12 protein-coding genes and 2 pseudogenes are annotated in these 13,840 nt (G+C 45.8%); 10 read left to right on the forward strand and 4 right to left on the reverse strand.

What is annotated here, in order from left to right:
- Positions 1 to 166: 166 nt before the first annotated feature.
- Together ACYVL5_RS12930 and ACYVL5_RS12935 are read right to left on the reverse strand one after the other, a co-directional pair.
- Entirely contained in the window at positions 167 to 2,329 is a 2,163-nt protein-coding gene (locus ACYVL5_RS12930) for a hypothetical protein (protein WP_460595988.1), read from the reverse strand.
- A 98-nt stretch (positions 2,330 to 2,427) separates the two neighbouring features.
- Entirely contained in the window at positions 2,428 to 3,204 is a 777-nt protein-coding gene (locus ACYVL5_RS12935) for a ParB/RepB/Spo0J family partition protein (RefSeq protein WP_460595989.1), read from the reverse strand.
- Between the two features lie 288 nt (positions 3,205 to 3,492).
- Between ACYVL5_RS12935 and ACYVL5_RS12940 the strand changes: the two are divergent.
- The 4 genes and pseudogenes from ACYVL5_RS12940 to ACYVL5_RS12955 all read left to right on the forward strand — a co-directional run.
- Positions 3,493 to 3,720, forward strand: a pseudogene (locus ACYVL5_RS12940) (winged helix-turn-helix domain-containing protein); the annotation flags it as partial.
- 15 nt (positions 3,721 to 3,735) lie between these two features.
- Positions 3,736 to 4,335: a restriction endonuclease gene (locus ACYVL5_RS12945; RefSeq protein ID WP_460596002.1), complete on the forward strand. Its 600-nt coding sequence runs from the start codon at positions 3,736 to 3,738 to the stop codon at positions 4,333 to 4,335.
- A gap of 121 nt (positions 4,336 to 4,456) precedes the next feature.
- Positions 4,457 to 5,641 carry a hypothetical protein gene (locus ACYVL5_RS12950; RefSeq protein ID WP_460595990.1) on the forward strand — a complete coding sequence of 395 codons (1,185 nt, stop codon included), beginning with the start codon at positions 4,457 to 4,459 and terminating at the stop codon, positions 5,639 to 5,641.
- Positions 5,641 to 6,771: a hypothetical protein gene (locus tag ACYVL5_RS12955; RefSeq protein WP_460595991.1), complete on the forward strand. Its 1,131-nt coding sequence runs from the start codon at positions 5,641 to 5,643 to the stop codon at positions 6,769 to 6,771. Before ACYVL5_RS12950 ends, ACYVL5_RS12955 begins: the two co-directional genes overlap by 1 nt.
- A gap of 47 nt (positions 6,772 to 6,818) precedes the next feature.
- Here ACYVL5_RS12955 and ACYVL5_RS12960 read toward each other — a convergent pair whose 3' ends face one another.
- A complete protein-coding gene (locus tag ACYVL5_RS12960; RefSeq protein WP_460595992.1) occupies positions 6,819 to 7,166 on the reverse strand; it encodes a helix-turn-helix domain-containing protein in 348 nt (115 codons plus the stop codon).
- A gap of 1,076 nt (positions 7,167 to 8,242) precedes the next feature.
- Here ACYVL5_RS12960 and ACYVL5_RS12965 point away from each other — a divergent pair.
- The 6 genes from ACYVL5_RS12965 to ACYVL5_RS12990 all read left to right on the forward strand — a co-directional run bounded on the left by ACYVL5_RS12965 (position 8,243) and on the right by ACYVL5_RS12990 (position 13,518).
- Positions 8,243 to 9,121 carry an ArdC family protein gene (locus tag ACYVL5_RS12965; RefSeq protein WP_460595993.1) on the forward strand — a complete coding sequence of 293 codons (879 nt, stop codon included), beginning with the start codon at positions 8,243 to 8,245 and terminating at the stop codon, positions 9,119 to 9,121.
- 76 nt (positions 9,122 to 9,197) lie between these two features.
- Positions 9,198 to 9,542: a hypothetical protein gene (locus ACYVL5_RS12970; protein WP_460595994.1), complete on the forward strand. Its 345-nt coding sequence runs from the start codon at positions 9,198 to 9,200 to the stop codon at positions 9,540 to 9,542.
- Between the two features lie 395 nt (positions 9,543 to 9,937).
- A complete protein-coding gene (locus ACYVL5_RS12975; RefSeq protein WP_460595995.1) occupies positions 9,938 to 10,489 on the forward strand; it encodes an HNH endonuclease signature motif containing protein in 552 nt (183 codons plus the stop codon).
- Positions 10,490 to 10,588: 99 nt separating this feature from the next.
- Positions 10,589 to 11,614: a tyrosine-type recombinase/integrase gene (locus tag ACYVL5_RS12980; protein WP_460595996.1), complete on the forward strand. Its 1,026-nt coding sequence runs from the start codon at positions 10,589 to 10,591 to the stop codon at positions 11,612 to 11,614.
- Positions 11,615 to 11,856: 242 nt separating this feature from the next.
- Positions 11,857 to 12,873, forward strand: coding sequence for a Fic family protein (locus tag ACYVL5_RS12985; RefSeq protein ID WP_460595997.1), 1,017 nt, complete (start codon positions 11,857 to 11,859; stop codon positions 12,871 to 12,873).
- A 336-nt stretch (positions 12,874 to 13,209) separates the two neighbouring features.
- On the forward strand, positions 13,210 to 13,518 hold the full coding sequence (locus ACYVL5_RS12990; protein ID WP_460595998.1) for a c-type cytochrome: 309 nt from the start codon (positions 13,210 to 13,212) through the stop codon (positions 13,516 to 13,518).
- Positions 13,519 to 13,723: 205 nt separating this feature from the next.
- Here ACYVL5_RS12990 and ACYVL5_RS12995 read toward each other — a convergent pair.
- A pseudogene (locus ACYVL5_RS12995) lies at positions 13,724 to 13,840 on the reverse strand (IS1595 family transposase); the annotation flags it as partial.

Raw genomic sequence — 13,840 nt, forward strand, 5'->3', positions numbered from 1 at the left:
GGTTCCTGCCGCATACAGATAGTGATGCTGCTGTCTGCAGGACTAAGATCAACTAGCGTTACGAATCCTGAATTAAGAAAACCCATACCGCAGGCTGTCTCTGTCGATAAACTCCTGCTGGTAAGGCATTTACAGAAGCCGTGATGCCGCGCTGTGGGAACCTCCGTTACATTATTATGCCATCTAGGCTTTTATTACTAATTAGAATATTTTCTGGGCTTCCTATTTGCAGGTATTTTAATGTTTCTGAAAACATAGGTTGCTCCTCTAAGCGTTCAGTCAGATTGCTACGACTCATATAAAGTAAATCTGAGACGAAATCCAAAGTTTGTTCATACCAGTATGGCGAATTACTGTTGATAAAGTTATTAGCCTCCTGTCCTATTTTTTTCCTTAATTCGTCAGCTATAGGGATCATGAGGTTAGTGTTGATATGGTAAATGAGCTCGGTGACATAGACCATTCTTTGCATCCCGGTTATGACGGTGTTCCATCTGATGGGCTTGTCAATTGTGTTAGTATATAGTGGTAGATACTCAGCTATTCGATAAATGAGTCTGCCTATGAATCGCGCTGATTCAAATCCAGAAACCGGTAGTACCGTTGACAATACTGTCAAGGCACCAACTCTAATAAAACCATTGGCTGTAGTCGCATGAGAAGCATCAATTGGATGGGTATCACATGCACTCAGTATCACAATGGGAGGGATTCTCACTTCTCCCTTTAGGCTCCAAACGTCAATAACTTCATCTCCAATTACCAGACCACCAACGCCAGTCTCCTTGTCATGTTTACCGTGTCCATCATAGATCATCAACGCACCATTATAGCTGTTTAGTGCATCAATAAAATCCTGCTTACAAGAGACATCAACAAATCTCAAAGTGAGAGTAGTTTGCGAAGCCACGGAAGTAAAAAGATTAACTGCGTCAGTCAAGCTCTTTTTTAGAAGGTCGTTTGCATGGAACGATCTTATGATGAGGACTTCACTGAACGCAGACACTGGAACAACTAACGGGAAATTTTGAACCATTTTAGCAAAAAATAGATTACCTGGGGTTGTGGGAATCCTGCTGGCAGAGTTCCGTAACATTAAAGGAAGCCCGTCAATTCTTAACCATTCTAATGGAGAGTCTGATACTATCTTGATGTGTCCTGTTGTTCCATTGATTACTTTAATGTATTCGGCATCTACAACGTTTGAGAGCTTCTTTGCAACTTCCTTGTACAGTTTATTTAGCTTGAATTTCTTATGACTTGAGTTGCCTCTTGAACAAGCAGCTAATCTCTGAAGGTCAGCGTGAAGGGTGTTTACAATGGGCGGTAATCGCAGCACAGGCGAAAAGTCGCTGCATGCCTTAATTGCAAGAGCAGTTGTGTACAATGTAATTTCTTTTTTTCTCATTGTGGTGAAATATTGCCACTCCTTACTGCCAAGCATGTACTCCATTTCTTCTTTGTTGGTATCAAAAGAAAACTTATGCTGTTTTGAATGTTGACGAATAAATAGTTTAAAGGCAGCGCTAAGCTCTTTATTGTTAGAGTCGATTTGATGTCTATATTTGTACCAGTGATGAAATAAAGAAGTGGATGTTAAGATTAAGTTTGTAACATCAGGTAAAAGTTGTTGATACTTTTTTAAGACTCGTTTTTTTTCCTTTCTAATAGAATTGGCTAAGACCGTAATCGCATTAATATATTGCTTGTCAGGGCCAGCTAGTAAAGGTTTCGTAGCTTTGAATTTATACCCAAAAGAATCCAAAACAGATTCGTTTGGTAAGGTGCATAAATGGTCTCTTCGTCGAATATCAATCTTCGCAACAGACCATTTTCTCTTCCTTCGGATAGACTCAAGCATATGATCAAAGTGAGTGATTCCATTATTATGTAAAATCTGAATAGTATCTAGGACATATCTTCGTATGTATTCCAAATTGAACGCGTCTATTCCGATAGATTTGTCAGTTTTATTCATAGATACATGTAAAAAAGGTAGTTGTTGCGATTCAATGACCTCACAGACTTCTGAAAATGATTCTTCCGTACTGAAAAAACATCCAAATGGGCTTACGGCACTTGAAACATAAGCCTTTAAGTATTCCTTGCTAAGAGGGAGGATATTGACTGAGCTGATGCCTTGAATTCTTTGTAATATAGTAATTTCTCTAGAACTGGAAAATTCAAATAAGTTCTGGGGTAAGGAAAGGCATTTGTAATAAAACGGAAGGGCTTCATAGTTATTGAGCGAAAAACCTTGGAACGGACTCTGGTGTCTTAGGTCTTCGGGTTCCAATGCAGCAATATAGATGATCTTTATCGAGTTCATACTAGCCCTTTTGCGATCTTCTTGTGTAATTGAAAAACGGCAAGGACTTGTTGAAAGGCCTTTGGTGATACCAAGGAGTATCGGTGCGCCGATATAACCTAACCACCTATACTGTCAAGCTTATTCTGTATCTCTTGCAATAAAACCTGTAGCTTGGAGACCACCATCTCCCTGTCCTCTCCCAGGGTGTTAAGGTCTATACTCTTGAGGCACTTGAGAGTGTTATCTGTAGCAGTGATGGTCTTCTTGGTAACTGTCAGCCTAGGCCTCTTGATATCCTTCTTAGGCATACCTAAAGAGGCAACAAGAGCATCGTAAGCCTTCCTCTGTGATGTAGGTCTCTTGATCTTAGCGATACTGAGTAGAGCGGACCTGCTAAGTTCCTTCCTGCCTCTTGCATCCTCACGTATATCATCTGACAGACCCATTAGGGCCAAAATCTCGCTGACAGTGTTCTGAGCCTTCCCAACCAGGTTCCCTAACTGATCCTGGGTATAGCCGTACTTGGTCTTGAGATTGTTGACAGCTTCAGCCTCGTCTATGGGGTGAAGGTCCACCCTTTGAATGTTGTCTATCAGTGCTACCTCGTCATATCGGTCGCTGTCGATCCTCATCGCAGGGATGGTATCTCTACCCAAGGACCTGTAGGCCCGAAGCCTTCTCTCTCCAGAGACTAGGATGTTGTTACCCTCATCATCTACACGAAAAAGGACAGGGTACAGCAACCCTTTATCCTTTATGGACTTCTTGAGAGCATCAAGCTCAGACTCATCAAAGTGCTTGCGGGGCTGTTCAACATCTCTGTGAAGCAGATCAAGGCTGAGATCGTGGATCTTGCCCTTCCTGTAGGTGGTAGCTTTGGTCTCGGCAGTCATTGAGCACCCTCCATGCGGAAATGAGATGATATGCGAATATACACTTTTTAAAGTAAATTTCAACGCTGAGTTGGGATGGTATAGGTATGGGTGGGGCTGGCTGGAAAGTCGGCTTGTAAGGCAAATATGGAAGCCGTGAGATGTGAATGTTGTTTCATTTGACTTGGCTGTATGATATAAGGCAACTACGGATCCTAGCTACATGAGGGACCTTACCTGAACAATGACGAAAGGCTGCATTACGCCATGGGTAAACAAGAAAAGAAACAAAGCGAGTTTGTGAAATGGATGGGGCCACTACTTGACTGTCTTAGGTCAGTGGGTGGTTCTGCCAGGCCGAAAGAGGTCTCTGATTGGATCGCTGATAACCTTGGCTTATCTGATGAGCAAAGGGAAGAGACGCTTAAGTCTGGTCAACAGAGATTCCATAATCAGGTCCAATGGGCTAGGCAATATCTTGTATGGGAAGGACTACTAGATAGTTCCCGTCGGGGTGTTTGGACATTAACCCCGAAGGGGTGGAAGGCTCAGGTGTCCGAGCAGGATGGTCGAAAGCTATTCAAAAAGTGGGTGGAGATTCACTCAAAATCTAGACATAAGGCCGTTGATGATGTCACGAATGATGATAAGGTCCAGGATGAAATAATAACAGAGGTCCCACCTGAGTCGGTTGCAAAAGAGGATCTGCTGATGGTCCTTCGTGGGTTGTCGCCAAAGGGGTTTGAGCTTGTATGTAAGAGACTACTGCATGAGTCAGGCTTTGAGAAGGTTACCGTCACTGGCAAACCGCATGACGAAGGAATAGATGGTATTGGGATTCTTCAGATTAATCCCTTTGTGAGTTTTAAGGTTCTTTTCCAGTGTAAACGCTATAAGGGTACTGTTTCTCGGGCTGAAGTTGGTGACTTTAGAAATGCGATGATTGGTAGAGCTGATAAAGGCATCATTCTAACTACTGGCACTTTTAGTACTGACGCAATAAGGGAAGCTAACCGTGAGGGGGCTCCTCCGATAGAGCTAGTAGATGGTGAAAAGCTGGTGTCGATGTTCGAGTCTGTAAAGCTGGGTGTGATTCCGCAGGTCGTGTATGAGGTGGACCAAACCTTTTTTGACCAGTTCAGGGTGTGCTAGCATAAGCATTTAGGTCGCCTGATTAGAATGCTTTTGTAATGGCATAGGGTATGCCACAACAGCATTTAAAGCATTACTGTCTGTGTAGTGATATATGACCACAATACCTGGGGGGGCTGTCATGTTTCATAAGCTTAATGATGAAAGGGTTAGTTGTACTTCTATAATGTCGGTTATGCCTATTGCTAAATATATTGACCTGGTAAGTAAGGTTTACGAAGATAAGGGTGGATTGCCGGGCCAACGTGCTCCTTTGAAGACTAAAACAGCCATCACAATTCGAAAGAGAATGGTTAATGATATACAAAATGGTGCAGTTTTGCCACCAATTGTGCTTGGAGTTATGGTTAAAGATCTGGATATGACTAAAATACTCTCGGCTTTAGATGTGGATGAGTTGCTAAATGTTATAGGTAAAGATTACATAGATAGAGTATCGGTAATTGATGGAATGCAAAGAACAACCGCTTTGTTAGAAGCAATCGAATTGAAGCCTGCTGTAATCGACAGGGAGATTAGAGTTGAATTCTGGGTGTCTAACGATATAAATAGTTTAATTTACAGAATGTTGGTGCTGAACACTGGGCAAGTTCCTTGGGAAGTCGGTAGGCAACTTGACACAATATACAGTCCATTTATACATAAAATTAAAGAAGATTTGGCTGGCAAGGTGGAAATATTTACAAAGGAAGATCCGGCTCGCAGGAGAACAAAAGCTGGACAATATCAGAGTGAGAAGTTAGTAGAGCTGTTGTTGTTGTTTTCATCTAGAAAGACAGAACTGGATCTAAAAGATAAAATCGCTGAAGATTTTGCGCGATTAGATATGATAGAATCGACAGCTCATCGTGAGTTTTTATCCTACTTCTCTGAAACATTGAAGCTGCTTACGGAGTTGGATGATTCTGTGTCACGCTATCAACCCGAAGATGAACTAAAGGAAAGGCTTAATAGGATTTCTTCAGGCAAAGACATCTTTGGAAGTTTTCCCGCTATGGTTGGGTTCTGTAGCGCAATGTCAATTTACCTGTTTGATGAACCGGGCTTTCCTATTGATTGGCCAAGTATCCCTGGAAAGTTGAGTGTGTTACGAGATAAGTTACATAGGCTGTTGGCTGTTATTAATGCCTTGCCTAAAGAAGAGTTAACTTCATTCCTGCAAGTAGAGTTGTTGGAGGAAAAGCTGAATACTAAGAGTGGACAAGTAGGTAGATTTGAACGTGACTTTTTTAAGCGATCTTTTTTGGCTTTGTTTAATAATGCTGAGCGGCTCCAAGATTTTGCACCATGCTGGATGGCACGTTGATGGCTAAGTTGAGATTTGATGATTACATGAAGGCAGTTTTTGCTCCTATTGTCGGAACAACAAAGCTGAATCGGTCACTTGCAGTGCTTAAGACAGCACCTTTGCCTCCAGAAGAACTCGTCACCCAAATTAGGAGGCTCCATTCTCTTGAAATTTTGGATGGTGGTGCAGTACAGCTTCATAATGGTGATTTTATAGTTAGATTTACCTGCGAAGGAGAGACGTACCTAGCTGTATCTGTAGACAATATTTCAAACGATGACAAAGGGCATATCATATCAATTTTTGAAAACGATGACTTGGCTTTATGTGAATTTGAAGCGTGTTATTTTTTGTTTCTTTGTCATCAGCTAAAGGATATATATAAGATTAAACCATATCTAAGCGCAGAAGCTATTGTTGAAATGCTGAACTTGAGTGATGTAGAATTCGCTCAAGGCTATGCTGGACATGATATAGACGATGTTAAGATGGTATATAATGAGTTGCTATTTTTTAAAATTCCTAATGATTCTTTGTATTTAGAAAAGTCTGATTGGTACATAACTGCAAGGCTAGCCTTAAGCAATAAGAATTTCCGCTCTGTGTTGGTTACGGATAATGTTTTAACTTGCGCCGAGTCATTGTCTGGTTTAAGCAACATTAACCCTGAAAATATATACCTATCTCTAACATCAGTTCATTGGAAGCATTGCTTTTTGGAAATCTACAGATGCATAGAGGCTATTTATTACCTTCCATGGATGGTTGAGTTGAAGCAAAACAGTAAATCGCCGTGTAATGCAGTGGAGTTGGCAAAAATATGTCACAATGTTGGTTGGAGAGAAAGAGAAGTTGATTCAATAACAAAACTTTTTTCGATTCTGCCTTTTAGTGTGATTCATGATATGGAGTTAAACGGGCTCAGTGCGCTGTCAGGAATAGTGATTGCAGATGACGAAGAAAGTATGAGAGCCCTTGGAAGACGACTTTACAAAATACGAAACGAATGTGTTCATCAAGAGGATTACGAAGATTTGGTTAAAACAAATACAAGTATTAGCTGTTGGCAAAACCTGACAGAGTTATTGTACAAGGTGGTTTACTACTTTTACACCAAATACAGTTCTGAAATTACCTATACATACTGATAGTAAGTTTGATTGCAATATAGTATAAAATTGATGCCAATAGCAGTCTACTTCACTCTTTTGTTTACATTCCCCACCAGCTTCAATATGCATCCCCGTAACTCCCCATTCTTAACCCTCCTGAAAGCCTGTAGCAACTCCTCCTCTTCAACTGTAAGTCTCACATGATACTCAGATGTCTCCCCATTGAAGAACTCCGTAACTGACACCTTCAAAGCCTCGGCAATGAGCTGTAGCCTGGATACACTGAGAGAGGTCTGTCCGTTCTCGTACTTCTGGACCTGCTGAAAGGTAACGCCCACCATCTCTGCAAGCTTCTCCTGTGACAGACCTGCCTGCTGTCTTAATATCTTGATCTTTAAGCCTATCTCTTTGGACCCAACCACGTCACCCATAGCGCACTCTCCTTGCGCCGAGAATACAACTGTGAGTAGGTGTAAGCCATGTAACCAAAATTGAAATGATATGACTTGAAATCACTAATCGAGAGTGGTATATGTAGGTTTCAAAGGTCTTGCCCGATGACAGCGTTGTGGCGGTATTGCTCCAAATTCTAAAGGGTTATGTCTAATGTGTGGTGTGGCTGCGTGGTCTTAATATGTGGATGGTAGGTGCTCAGATCGCGTTAGCGTGAGTGCGATACAATAGGAGGCTTTATGTTCTGGTTCATATGTTTTGCATTGATGGTATTTATGGGATGTTTCGTAATATGTTTTTGGCTTGGACTTTTTGATGATTGTTTTCCTCCTAAAAAGTAGGTTGTCTTAGTTGTCCACAAGGCTGTGCACCGCTCACTACTCAGTGGATCTACACTATCCTCATGAGGTATTATGCCGATTCTGATAGGCAAGATGTTGTCTGCATTCTTCATGTCTTTGCCTGTGGCTTGGCCTGGATTTTTGTTCATTGGGCTTTTCATTGTCGTTGGGATGTTTACTAAGGAGGGACAAGGCGGTTGCTTGGGATGCTTATCTATTATAATCGGAGTCCCTCTCGTATTGTACATCCTGTTTTACTAAACCTTCTAAGATAGCACGATCTATGGTTAATCTGCTAAAGCCACACTATCCCATTCGAATCTATAAAACATAAGCCTACAGGGGTAAATATGAAAGCCTGACATATGGTTTCTGATATGTAGTCCTGTTTACAATTCAAAAATACTTGTCTCGTATATATAGAGCCTTCATGCGTGAGAACCCGACAGAAAAAGGGGTGGGGGGGGTAACAGAGTTCTGGCCGCCATACTAGAAAGTCTCTGCGGCACATGTAGCCAGGATGCAGTGAGAAGGTAGGAGTCCCAAACGACTATTTGCAACCCCGGGGGGGGCTTCCTAGCCCCATACAAGCATGTTTCATCGAAGCCATGTCCATATCGGATGTGGCTTTTTTTATTTCCCTTTTCCGTTAGCAGTCTGACTGCAAGACCCATCTGACGAGATGGAACCTAACTGGAGAGGAGAACAGAGCTATGTGTAAGACGTATGACGTTGTAAATCAAAGGATCATGGAGCTATTGGAACAGGGGACAATCCCCTGGAGGAAGACGTGGAACGTAGAGACCAACACCCCGAGGAATATGGTCAGCAAGAAGGCGTATCGTGGCATCAACGTGTGGCTCTTGGCTAACAGCCCTTTCGGTAGCCCATACTGGATGACCTTCAAGCAGTGCCAGGACAAGGGTGGTCACGTCCGTAAGGGAGAGAGGTCAACACCGGTAGTCTTCTGGAGGTGGGTGGACAAGAAGGACTCGGAAGATGCCGATACCGATGAGACCAACGGCAAGGGTAAGGTTCCCTTACTCCGTTACTACAACGTCTTCAACCTGGACCAGATTGACGGCATACCTTCACCACCGACCACCGAGACCACCATCATTACCTTCACCCCTATTGAGAAGGCCCAGCAGATCATCACCAACATGCCCCACAGACCAGAGATAAAGCACGGTGGCAATGAAGCCTCCTACTCGCCCAGGTGGGACAGAGTGAAGATGCCAGTACCGGAAGCTTTCGAATCACCAGAGGAGATGTACGCCACTTTATATCACGAACTGATCCACTCCACGGGTCATGCCAGTAGGTTAGGGCGGAAGGGTATCATGGACCTCAACCTCTTCGGATCACACGAGTACAGCCGTGAAGAAATGTGCGCCGAACTGGGTGCTTCCTATCTCTCCTGTGTCGCTGGTATCGAGCAGAAGACCATTGTTAACAGTGCGGCGTATATCCAGGGGTGGCTGAAGGCACTGAAGAACGACAAGAAGCTCCTTGTTATGGCCGCGAGTCAGGGGCAAAAATCCGCCGATTTTATCCTCTCACGATCCTCCGAAGAAGACACCGAAGACTAACCCACATACATACCAGCTACGAGAAGGGGCAGCGACCATCAATGGTCCTGTCTCTTTCTGCTTTTAAGGAGGTCACATGCAACAGATTACCAACCCGACCATCAGGGTCCATACCATTAACAGGGACGAGGGAGCTTATGTCGGTGCCCTGGTGCTGACCCACAATGATAACGCCTTCCACCTTCAGGGGGCTACCGCCGACAGGATATACGTCATGACCCAAGGGGTCGCAATCTACGCACTCTCAATAAACCAAGACCGAGGCTACATCGGACTGCAATGCTTCATGGCTCCCGAAAGTGACCCGATCAACACCGTGTTTCTCCACACCCACCAGGAGATAGTAAGGGTTCTCGGTAAGACCTGGGAGGAACTGTTACCTGAAACGATGGTCCTGAAGCTGATCGACTACCTGATATAGGAGGGGGATGTATGCGATGCGAGTACTGCAACAAGATGCTGAGAAGTAATGAGACCGCCCATGCTCTTAGGTTCGGTAGGGTTGACGTGACAAGAGAGGTGTTCATCCCGGCGAAGGATAGTGCGCTTAGTCTCATGTGTCAGTCGTGCGGGGAGATGCTGATGAAGATGCTGTATATCCGACTCGGTAAGCCTGACCACCAGAGCAAGACACGTTATCACCGACTGTAATCACTACTGACAATCACACTTTACAGGAAGGGGCTTCGGCCCCTTTGCTGTTTCTGACAGGAGAACCCCGAGTCCTTTCTGTTGCACATCTTAAGAAATGCAAGTCCCGTTATTAACATGTAGGGCCAGAAACACTGGCTACAACATTCTTAATGGAGATTTGCTATGGAATCAAAGATTAGACTATACGGAAGAGAGCTGCTTGAAGGCGAAGTGGTCAAGATTGTAAACGGATATGGAGCACGTTATGTTGTATCAAACATGGGAGGACTATGGAGATGGTGTAGCAAGGAAACACGGTATATACCGATAAAGTGTGACAGGAAAGATGCAGGGTATCAGAGGGTCTGTCTCTATGACGGAACCAAACCTGTATGGAGAAACATACATGTACTCGTAGCTGAGGCTTTCATACCGAACCCAGATGAAAAACCACAGGTGAATCACATAGATGGAGACAAGACTAACAGTAGATTTGATAACTTGGAATGGGTTACAAGGCTTGAGAACCATCAACATGCCTGCGATATGGGCCTCAACAAGCATTACAAACTATCAGCGAGGGACAAGCATGACATCTGTAGGGCGTACTACGCTAAGGAAGCCACAGTAAGCCAGTTATCTGAGAAATACGGGGTTGTAGCGTCAGGTATATGGAGACACATCAAGAACTGGAAGAGGATACAGAAAGAGCTACCGCTGAAAGACGTTGCATAAAAGATTAACATGACCACTTACACAAGGCACGGCTATCACAGCGTGCCTTTTTTTCTTTTTGCTAGAAGTAACATATCTTAGTAGCGAAAGGAGAAACAGATGAGTGTTTACAAGAGAGGCAAGGTTTTCGTGATGGATTTTGTTATCAATGGTGAAAGGGTGTTTAAAAGTACGGGGAAGACTACGAAGAGAGAAGCCAGGGCTGTTGAAACCGCCGAGAGGGCTAAGATACTTTCGGGAGCTACAACCCAACAGAAGGCTGCTAAGTTATCGTTATCAGATGCTATAGATCAGACCTACGAGACCAAGTGGAAGAGCAACAAGGATGGATACGGGAGCTACAGGAGAGCTGTTAAGCTCGTGGAACACATGGGAAACGTGACCCTACAGTCTATAGGGGATGATGCCGTTGAAAGACTTGTACGGAAGCTTGAGTCCACAGGTGTCGAACCTTCCACCATCAACAGATACCTCGCCCCCTTGAAAACGATCCTGAAGCACCACAGGCTACAGGCAGACTTCATTAAGCTACGGAAGGAGAAGACCGGAAGGATACGTGTGCTATCGAAAGATGAGGAGCTACGGGTGATAGAACTGCTACGTGAGTCTGTCAGCAAGGGGAAGAAGGGTTACTATCAAGATGCCGCAGACATGGTGATCGTTCTTTTAGATACCGGGATGCGACTTTCAGAGTTGCTGAACCTCCGGTACGAAGACGTGAGCTTTTCGAACAACCTTATCAGCATATGGATAAATAAGGGGGATAGGCCACGTTCGCTACCGATGACCAAGAGAGTCAGAACGATCATGGAGCAACGCCAGGAGACAGGGAGAGATAAGCCTTTCACGGTGTCAGTAGATGAGGCAGAACGAGCGTGGCAGTGGGTCAGGGCAGAGATGGGGCTGTCAAGGGACAAGGAGTTCGTGCCGCATAGCTTACGGCATACCTGCGCAAGTAGGTTGGTCAATGGTGGGGTGGACCTATACGTGGTCAAGGAGCTGTTAGGGCATAGCTCGATACAGATCACCGAAAGGTACGCTCATCTTTCACCTACGAAGTTGGTACAAGCTGTGGAGGCGCTAGAGGAGCCAAGGTCTCAACAATATAGCGAAGATAATGCTTGAAGTTAGGTATAAAACTGGGTATAAAGGCAGCAGATCGGGAGCTAAGAGGCTCCAGGCTATTACAATACTTATGAACGTGGAAAGCTAATAGATTCAACCGGATACGTCGCTTCGTCGCCAGGGACAAGGGTGTCTCGTTCGAATCGTCTCGGGGACGCCACTAGAAATAAGAGGGCCACGGAAATCCGTGGCCCTTTTTCACACGTCATTCTGCCGCGGTCACCGCATCTAAGGAGGTGCGCGTGAAAAGAAGCGAGTATCATCCCCCCTACACGATAACCCCGTCGATTCTCAATCTGGTCGCGAGAATCAGCGAGGCCGTCGGCCGCCTGACCGTTCTCACCGACCAAGCCAAAGCGCTCCGCCTACGTCGCGCCAACCGAATCCGCACCATACACGGATCCCTTGCTATCGAAGGTAACACCCTTAGCGAGGCGCAAATTACTGCCATTCTTGAAGGTAAAAAGGTAATTGCTCCCCCCCGGGAGGTGCAGGAGGTACGTAACGCACTGGACGCCTATGATCGCTTCGAGACCTGGATGCCCGACGAGGAATCCGCGCTCCTAGAGGCTCATGGCATCCTCATGGCTGGGCTTATAGATGACGCCGGTCATTATCGTCAGGGTGGGGTAGGGGTTATGGCCGGCAATAAAGTCATCCACATGGCTCCCCCGGCGGAACGAGTTCCCACTCTTATGGGAGATCTTTTCGGCTGGCTGCAAACTACTGACGCTCATCCATTGGTGAGCAGCTCGATTTTTCACTACGAGTTCGAGTTTATTCATCCCTTCGCCGACGGTAACGGTCGTATGGGAAGGTTGTGGCAGAGCGTGATTCTCGCCTACTGGAATCCGCTTTTTGCCGATGTCCCAGTAGAGAGCCTGATTTACGAACACCAAGCCGAATATTATAAAGCGATCCAGGAAAGCACGAATCGGACCGATTCGGCTCCGTTTATCGAGTTCATTCTCGCCATGATCCTGGATACCATAAACAGTGCGACCCCCCAAGTCACCCCCCAAGTCACCCCCCAAGTCACCCCCCAAGTCGAGCAGTTGCTGGGCGTCATGCGCGGAGAGATGAGCCGCGAGGAGCTTCAAAACGCCCTCGCCCTGCAGGACCGTAAATCGTTTCGGGAGCGCTACCTCCTTCCCGCGCTCTCAGAGGGGTTGGTGGAAATGACCGTTCCGGACAAGTCCAACAGCCGCTTGCAAAAGTACCGACTTACCGATAAAGGGAACAAACTGCTCCACCGATAACGACGGTCGGACTCCTTCCCGCATTCCCTCCTCAGTAAGCACACCCCCGTTTTCCCCGCCTTCTTCGCCAGGTTTTGCCAATTTCGCCCAGCGCGGTGAGACGCCTGGGTCAGGTCTTGTTTGATGAACATTCGTACGAATATGTCGGAAAGTCGGGGCGACAGGTCTAGCTTATCTGGTTTTCTCGTTTTTCGACAGAATACGGCTGATGGTGGCATAGTGGATGGGACCACGTACGTTGACAAGATGCCTGCTACAGCTAACATTGATTGGTCCTCTGCCAGCAAAATTCTAAGAGAAAGTTATAGGGAAACGGGCATGACAGTGGAGGGAAAAATGAAAGGGGCCTTGATTCTGACAGCGTTTCTGGCTTTGGTGACGGCCGTTGCCGCTGCGGAAGACATCTCAGTGCGGCGGGGAGAGGAACTCTTTAACAGCACGCAACTCGGGACTAATGGAAAAAGCTGCGCTACCTGTCACCCCAAAGGGAAAAACTTAGCCAAAGCAGCAACCTACGGTGATGAACGGCTCGTATCGATCATCAACGGTTGCATCGAGAACCCCCTGTCCGGCACTCCCCTGCCAAAACACTCGCCGGAGATGGCATCCCTCGTCCTGTATCTCAAGACCTTCGCACGTCAGTGAAAGGACCGCGTCAGGGATGTGCTTGATATTCGATATTTGCGAACGGTACCCATCCGGCCCCCCCTGTGCACCCTTGCAAGAGTAAAGCGGCGTAGGCGGCTTACTCCCCTGCGCCGCTTTACTTTTGCGGTCGACATCAACTTGAATTGCTAGCGTCGCATTCCGGCATCACAAAACCCAAGGGGACGCCCATAAGATTACCTGATTAGCGCCAATCTTCCGCTAGGCGTAACCACCGCTCTGGTCGGCTGCCAGTCCGGGCAGCGGCAGCAGCGAGGCGGGGAAGCATAGCAGCAAGATCGAAACGACGGTTAAAGCGGTA

The organism is Geomonas sp. Red276 (assembly GCF_054784495.1).

Excerpts from the sequence above, each read along its gene's own strand:
- ACYVL5_RS12975 (WP_460595995.1), top strand. The coding sequence starts at position 9,938 with ATGGAATCAAAGATTAGACTATACGGAAGAGAGCTGCTTGAAGGCGAA.
- ACYVL5_RS12930 (WP_460595988.1), bottom strand. The coding sequence starts at position 2,329 with ATGAACTCGATAAAGATCATCTATATTGCTGCATTGGAACCCGAAGAC.
- ACYVL5_RS12960 (WP_460595992.1), bottom strand. The coding sequence starts at position 7,166 with ATGGGTGACGTGGTTGGGTCCAAAGAGATAGGCTTAAAGATCAAGATA.
- ACYVL5_RS12935 (WP_460595989.1), bottom strand. The coding sequence starts at position 3,204 with ATGACTGCCGAGACCAAAGCTACCACCTACAGGAAGGGCAAGATCCAC.
- ACYVL5_RS12950 (WP_460595990.1), top strand. The coding sequence starts at position 4,457 with ATGTTTCATAAGCTTAATGATGAAAGGGTTAGTTGTACTTCTATAATG.
- ACYVL5_RS12955 (WP_460595991.1), top strand. The coding sequence starts at position 5,641 with ATGGCTAAGTTGAGATTTGATGATTACATGAAGGCAGTTTTTGCTCCT.
- ACYVL5_RS12980 (WP_460595996.1), top strand. The coding sequence starts at position 10,589 with ATGAGTGTTTACAAGAGAGGCAAGGTTTTCGTGATGGATTTTGTTATC.
- ACYVL5_RS12970 (WP_460595994.1), top strand. The coding sequence starts at position 9,198 with ATGCAACAGATTACCAACCCGACCATCAGGGTCCATACCATTAACAGG.
- ACYVL5_RS12990 (WP_460595998.1), top strand. The coding sequence starts at position 13,210 with ATGAAAGGGGCCTTGATTCTGACAGCGTTTCTGGCTTTGGTGACGGCC.
- ACYVL5_RS12965 (WP_460595993.1), top strand. The coding sequence starts at position 8,243 with ATGTGTAAGACGTATGACGTTGTAAATCAAAGGATCATGGAGCTATTG.